General features: G+C 71.8%; 6 protein-coding genes. 2 read left to right on the top strand and 4 right to left on the bottom strand.

Features of this window, described 5'->3' with window-relative positions; genetic code table 11:
- Positions 1–517: 517 nt before the first annotated feature.
- Positions 518–1,525: a stage II sporulation protein M gene (locus ACFXKZ_RS14200; protein ID WP_379999973.1), complete on the bottom strand. Its 1,008-nt coding sequence runs from the start codon at positions 1,523–1,525 to the stop codon at positions 518–520.
- A gap of 50 nt (positions 1,526–1,575) precedes the next feature.
- On the opposite strand from ACFXKZ_RS14200, the gene ACFXKZ_RS14195 reads away from it, so the two are divergent.
- Complete coding sequence (locus tag ACFXKZ_RS14195) at positions 1,576–2,550, top strand: RDD family protein (protein WP_379999971.1); 975 nt, start codon at positions 1,576–1,578, stop codon at positions 2,548–2,550.
- Here the strand turns inward: ACFXKZ_RS14195 and ACFXKZ_RS14190 are convergent.
- On the bottom strand, positions 2,534–3,139 hold the full coding sequence (locus ACFXKZ_RS14190) for a hypothetical protein (protein WP_379999969.1): 606 nt from the start codon (positions 3,137–3,139) through the stop codon (positions 2,534–2,536). The two genes, ACFXKZ_RS14195 and ACFXKZ_RS14190, sit on opposite strands and share 17 nt — an antisense overlap.
- Positions 3,140–3,148: 9 nt before the next feature.
- Positions 3,149–3,613 (bottom strand): MarR family winged helix-turn-helix transcriptional regulator, encoded by a 465-nt coding sequence (locus tag ACFXKZ_RS14185; protein ID WP_379999967.1) that lies wholly within the window; start codon positions 3,611–3,613, stop codon positions 3,149–3,151.
- Between the two features lie 116 nt (positions 3,614–3,729).
- On the opposite strand from ACFXKZ_RS14185, the gene ACFXKZ_RS14180 reads away from it, so the two are divergent.
- Entirely contained in the window at positions 3,730–4,668 is a 939-nt protein-coding gene (locus ACFXKZ_RS14180) for a zinc-binding alcohol dehydrogenase family protein (RefSeq protein ID WP_379999965.1), read from the top strand.
- A gap of 27 nt (positions 4,669–4,695) precedes the next feature.
- Here ACFXKZ_RS14180 and ACFXKZ_RS14175 read toward each other — a convergent pair whose 3' ends face one another.
- The gene (locus ACFXKZ_RS14175) at positions 4,696–5,469 is read right to left on the bottom strand and encodes an HNH endonuclease family protein (protein ID WP_379999963.1); all 774 of its coding nucleotides are present in this window, start codon (positions 5,467–5,469) and stop codon (positions 4,696–4,698) included.
- Positions 5,470–5,628 lie beyond the last annotated feature (159 nt).

The raw sequence follows: 5,628 nt of genomic DNA, 5'->3' as shown, positions 1-5,628 counted from the left end.
CGCCCTCCGGGCGTTTGACGTTCGGTTTGTGTTGCTTTTGTGTTTCTCTTGTTTCGCTTTCGCGTCTCCAGCTTAGCACACCGTTTCGGCCGCTTCGCTTTCCTCGCTTTCGGCGTCCGGCGCGTTCCCGCGCTTTCCGCCTTTCAGACTCTAGCAGATCTTCCGACCCGCTTTTCGTCCGTTCCTGCTGTTGCTTTCCGCCTTCGGGACTTTCGTTCCTTCGGCTTCCGGCTCGTGGAGCCTAGCAGATTCGGTAACCCGTTTCCGCCGGTACTCCGGCGCCGATTGGGAATTCCAGAATCCACATGCACAAGAACAGCAAATAGCCGAACTCGTCGCGAATGAACGCGACCGATGATCGAGAAATTCGATGGTGATGCTTGCGGCAGGAGTGCAATCCTTGACGGACGCCCCGCTCGGCTCTGGCAGAGACTACCAGACTGTCGCGTCGTTGGACAACTTCGCGACAACCCTTCGAATCTACGTGTGCGGTCGGTGGGCTGTCAAGATCACCTGATCAAGCGATCATCGGCAGTTCGTCCGCGACGTCCGAGGATGCCACATCCCCCTGCTCTCCGGCGAATTCGGCCCGGCGGCCCAGGATCACCACGTACGCCAGGAACACCGCCTCGACCGTCGCCCCGATCGTGATCCTGCCCCAGGTCGGTAGGCCGGACGGGGTCACGAAGGCCTCGATGATGCCGGAGACGACCAGGACCAGGGCCAGGCCGACCGCCATGCCCAGGGCGATTCGGCCCTCCTCGGCGATCGCCTTGGCGCGGGTTCGGGGGCCGGGGTCGATGACGGTCCAGCCCAGGCGCAGGCCCACGCCGGCCGCGATGAACACGGCGGTGAGTTCGAGTAGGCCGTGTGGCGTGATCAGGCCGAAGAAGACGTCGAGGCGGCCCGCGTCGGCCATCAGGCCCGCCGAGATGCCGACGTTCATCGCGTTGCTGAACACGATGAACAGCACCGGCAGGCCGAGCAGGATGCCCAGGGCCAGGCAGCCGGCCGTCACCCACGCGTTGTTCGTGGCCACCTGGGCGGCGAACGAGCTCGCGGGGGCGCTGGAGTAGTAGGTCTCGAAGTCGCCGCCGGGGCGAGTCAGCTCGCGGATCTGGTCCGGCGCGCCGACCGAATCGCGGACCGCCGGGTCGTGGGCGACCCAGGCGGCGATCAGTGACGCCACCACGAGGAAGGCCACGGCCGTCGTCCCCCACCAGCGGCGACTGCGGTAGACCGCGACCGGGAATCGAACGGTGAGGAAGAGTGTCGCGTCGCGCCAGGCCGGCGTGCGCGGGGCGGTGACCGCCGAGCGGGCCCGGGCCGTGAGGGTGGAGAGCCGGCCGACCAGTACGGGGTCGGGCGCGGCGGAGCGGATCGTCGACAGGTGGGTGGCCGTGCGGCGGTACAGCGTCACCAGCTCGTCCACCTCGGGTCCCGACAGGCGGCGGCGCCTGCGGGTCAGTTGTTCCAGGCGTTCCCACTCGTGGCGGTGTACCGCGACGAAGACGTCGACATCCATACGGTGCATCCTCTCTGGGAGCGACATCGACGCACACACTGGAGGTGGCCGTGTCCGAGCTCGTCACGGGAGAAGCGGTCGCGCTCGACCTGCGCCCGGCGCGGCTGCCCAGTCGGGCGATCGCGATGGTGATCGACCTCGCGGCGCAGGTCGCCCTGTTGTTGGCGGTGGTGTGGCTGGTCTCGCTGGCGGTGCCCGTCGACGACGGTGCGCTCGCGGCGGCGTTGACGTTGACGATCGTCGTGCTCGTGGTGATCGGCTGGCCGGTCACCTGGGAGACCGCGAGTCATGGGCGCTCCCTCGGGAAGTTGGCGCTCGGGCTTCGGGTGGTGCGCGACGACGGTGGGCCGATTCGGTTCCGGCACGCGCTGGTGCGGGCGCTGCTCGGGTTCTTCGTGGATTTCTGGACCACGTTCGGGTGTGGTGCGGTGTTCTCCTCGATGGCCTCGACGAACGGCAAGCGGCTCGGGGACATGGCGGCCGGGACATTCGTGGTGCGGGAGCGCACTCCGGGGGTGCGGCAACTGCCGCTGCCGCTGCATCCGGCCGCCTCGGCGTGGGCGACCGGGATCGAATTGTCCGGGCTGTCCGATGATCTCGCCCTTGCCATTCGGCAATACCTGTCCCGGCGGGACCAATTGGATCCGGCGATAGCCGCGTCGCTCGCCGAGCGGCTGACCGGGGACACCGCGCAACGGATCGGGGTCGGGCCGCCGCCCGGGATGCATCCGGTGGTGTACCTGGCCGCCGTACTCGCCGAGCGCCAGCGTCGGGACTGGGAGCGGCACGCGTCCGCCGTCGGCGGGTACGCCACCGGGAACGCGGCGCCGCCGGCGCCCGGCTCCGCACCGCTGATCCCGCCGATCCCATCGGCACCGGGCTCGCAGGCGCCGACGCCCGCGCCCGAGCCGACGCCCGCGCCCGAGCCGACGCCCGCCCCCGGGCCGACGTCCACCCCCAAGCCCGCGTCCGAGCCCACATCCGCGCCCACCCCCACACCCCCCGGCTTCACCCCCCCATCGTGATCCGCCGGTTCGGCGGTGTGTCGAGGGCTTCGAGTTCGATGCCCGGGGCGGCCAGGACCACGTCGCCGCTCAGGTGGATCGTGGCGCGTTCGCCGGTGGCGAGGTCGTCGACCTCGTAGCGTTCGACGGTCAGGCCGTCGTGGGTCTCGATCGTGGCCAGGGTCCAGGACTGGTCCACCGTGCGGGCGGCCAGGACCGGTTCGGTCAGCGCGATCAGGCGCAGCCGGGCCGAGTCGCCGACGGTCAGGTTCAGCAGCGTGGCGGTCGCGATCAGGAAGGCGGGCGAGCGGCCCGTGAAGCCGACGGCGCGGGCCTCGGCCTCGGTCGCGGGCGCGTCCACCGACGGGTCGGCCGCGGCCCGCAGCCACACCACGCCGGGTGCGCCGGCCACCGCGGTCGCGCCGCCGCGGACGCGCCAGCCACCCGCGAGCACCTCCAGGCGCACCGGGCGGCCCCGCGCGTCGAGGGTCAGGTCGATGCCGCTTCCGGTGTAGCGCCAGCCGATCGGGCCGGGGGCGCAGGAGAAGCGTTCCTCGCCCAGGGGGGTGCCGTCGTGCGGGTCGTGGAAGGAGTAGGTGCCTGAGGGCATGCGCGGACCCTACGACACGGTCGGCGCATCGGGGTCGGCCGCGGCGACGACGCGGGTGAGCAGGGCGGTGAAGGTAGCTCGCTCGGCGGCGGTCAGGGGGGCGAGCAGGTCGTCCATCGCGGCGTCCACGAGGGGTTCCTGCCGGGCCAGGCGGTGTTCGCCGGCGGGGGTGGCGGCGATCGCGTTCTTGCGTCGGTCGTGCGGGTCGGGGGTGCGGGTGACCAGGCCGTCGGCCTGGAGGGAGTTCAGGATCGCGACCATGTCCTTGGGGTCGATGGCAACGGCGCGGGCGAGTTCGGCCTGGGCGACCGGGCCGTACTCCCGGACCGCGATCAGCACCAGGTGGTGCAGCATCGGCATGCCGTCGCCGGCCAGCGCCTCGCGGACCAGGCCGCGGCCGTGTGCGGCGGCGCGGCCGAGCAGCCAGCTGGGTAGGGCGCGGATCCGGGCGGGGGCGGGCAGCTTGTCGACCATGGGCGCAGCCTATCCGGAGAATCGTTGGACTTTCCCACGATCATTGCATACCGTTGGGCTCACCCACGGTTTTCGTTGGGCATTCCCATGATTTTCGATACCCGGAGGATGCGCGCATGCGTCGTGTTCGCTATTACCGCAATGGTGGTCCGGACGTGCTCTGCCTGGAGGAGGTGCCGGACGCCGAGATACCCGAACCCGGGCCGGGTGAGCTGCTGATCCGGACCGAGGCGATCGGGGTGGGCCTGCCGAGTGTGCGCAAGGTGCGCGAGGGCGGGTTGCCGCTGCCCGGGGTGTTCGGCGGGGACGTGGCCGGCGAGGTGGCCTCGATCGGGCCGGACGTGACCGGATTCGCGGTCGGCGATCGGGTGGTGGCCATCTCGTTCGCCGACGCCTACGCGGATTTCGCCCTCGCCCCCGTGTTCACCGCGTCGCACATCCCCGCCGCCGCCGGTGCCGTGGACGCGGTCGCGCTGGTGCGCGGCGGGCATGTCGCGCTCGCCGCGCTGACCTCGGCCGGTGCGGTCGAGGAACGGTCGGTGCTGGTCACCGGTGCCGCGAGCGGGGCCGGTCATCTGGCCGTACAGCTGGCCCGCACGCGCGGCGCGAGCCGGGTGGTGGCGGCCGTGGGCTCGCTCGACAAGGCCGACTTCCTGCGCGGGCTCGGGGTCGACGAGGTGGTGTCCTACGCCGACGCGTCGTGGGGCGAACCGGTCGACGTGGTGCTCGACGGCGTCGGCGGCGAGGTGTTGCCGCGCGCGGTGGCCGCGCTCGCGCCGTTCGGCCGGCTCGTCTTCTTCAACTCCGGCGGTGGGACGGTGCCGGCGTGGGAACTGCTCGCCGGCGCGCGGACGATCACCGGGATGTCGATGGCCCGCTTCTCCACCGCGTTCCCCGAAACGTACGAGCGGCACCGGCACGAGCTCTGGGACCTGGCGCTGTCGGGCCGGCTCCGGGTCGTCGTGCACGGCACGTTCGCGCTCGCGGACGCGGCGAAGGCGCACGAGGTGATCGAGGCACGCGCCAATCTCGGCAAGGTCGTCCTGTGCCCATAGGCCGAGCCGACCCGGGCCCGACCGCCGTCACCCCCCGCACTGCGCCGACATCGCCGCCTTGTCCGCGTCCGTCACCGGCAGTTCGTACTTGATCGACACTTGCGCGTACCGCACCACGTAGGAGCAGCGCACCGCCTTGTTCGGTGGCAGCCACGTCGCCGGGCTCGAGTCGCCCTTGCCGCCGTTGATCGGGCCGTCGACGGCCAGCAGATTCAGCGGGTCGTTGGCCAGTCGGCGGCGCTTGTCGGCGTCCCACTGGGCGGCGCCCATCTGCCACGACGCGCTCAACGGCACCACGTGGTCTATCTGTATCGCCGACGCCTTGGCCTTGGTGAAGGTGATGTCCTTGCCGGAGTACGGGTCGGGCAGCGTCATCGTCTCCACGACGCAGCCCTTCCTGTCCCGCCACCGGGTCGCCCGGCCGTCCCGCTTGAGGATGTCATCGCGGGTGCCGCAGTCGTTGCCGCCGAACGGCACGCCGCTGACCGCGTCGCTCCAGGCCGGGCCGTACTTCTCCCGGTCGTAGCCGGTCTTCGGGCCGCGCCCCTTCGTCTGCACCCGGTCGATCAGCGCCCGGGCCCGGGCCAGGTCGGCCGCCGAGGTCAACGGCGCGAGGCCGGGCTTGGTGCCGTCCTCGTTGTCCAGCGGGTCGACCGCGTCGCCGCCCGATGCCGGTTGTGCCGTGTTCGCGGCCGTGGCGCCGGCCGCGGACTCCGCCTTCGAGCCGTCGTCCTGACACGCCGTCACGGCGGTCAGGGCCGCCGCGACGAGCAGGATCGCGGCATGGTTGCGCCGTCGCATGCGACCGCCCCCCGAGGGTTGTCGTGTGAGCCGGACGGCGGGGGGGGGGGGGGGGGGGTTGGGCCCCCCCCCCCCCCCCCCCGCCCCTTTGAGGCGCGGGCGGGGTGGGGGGGGGGCGGGCGGTTTGCCGCCCCCCCGCCCCCAAAAGCCGGGGCCCCC

Origin of the sequence: Embleya sp. NPDC059237, assembly GCF_042754105.1 — a bacterium.
In the GTDB taxonomy this organism is placed as follows: Bacteria; Actinomycetota; Actinomycetes; order Streptomycetales; family Streptomycetaceae; genus Embleya.
The sequence above is the reverse complement of the archived record's forward strand: the minus strand, read 5'-3'. Positions and strand labels throughout refer to the sequence as shown.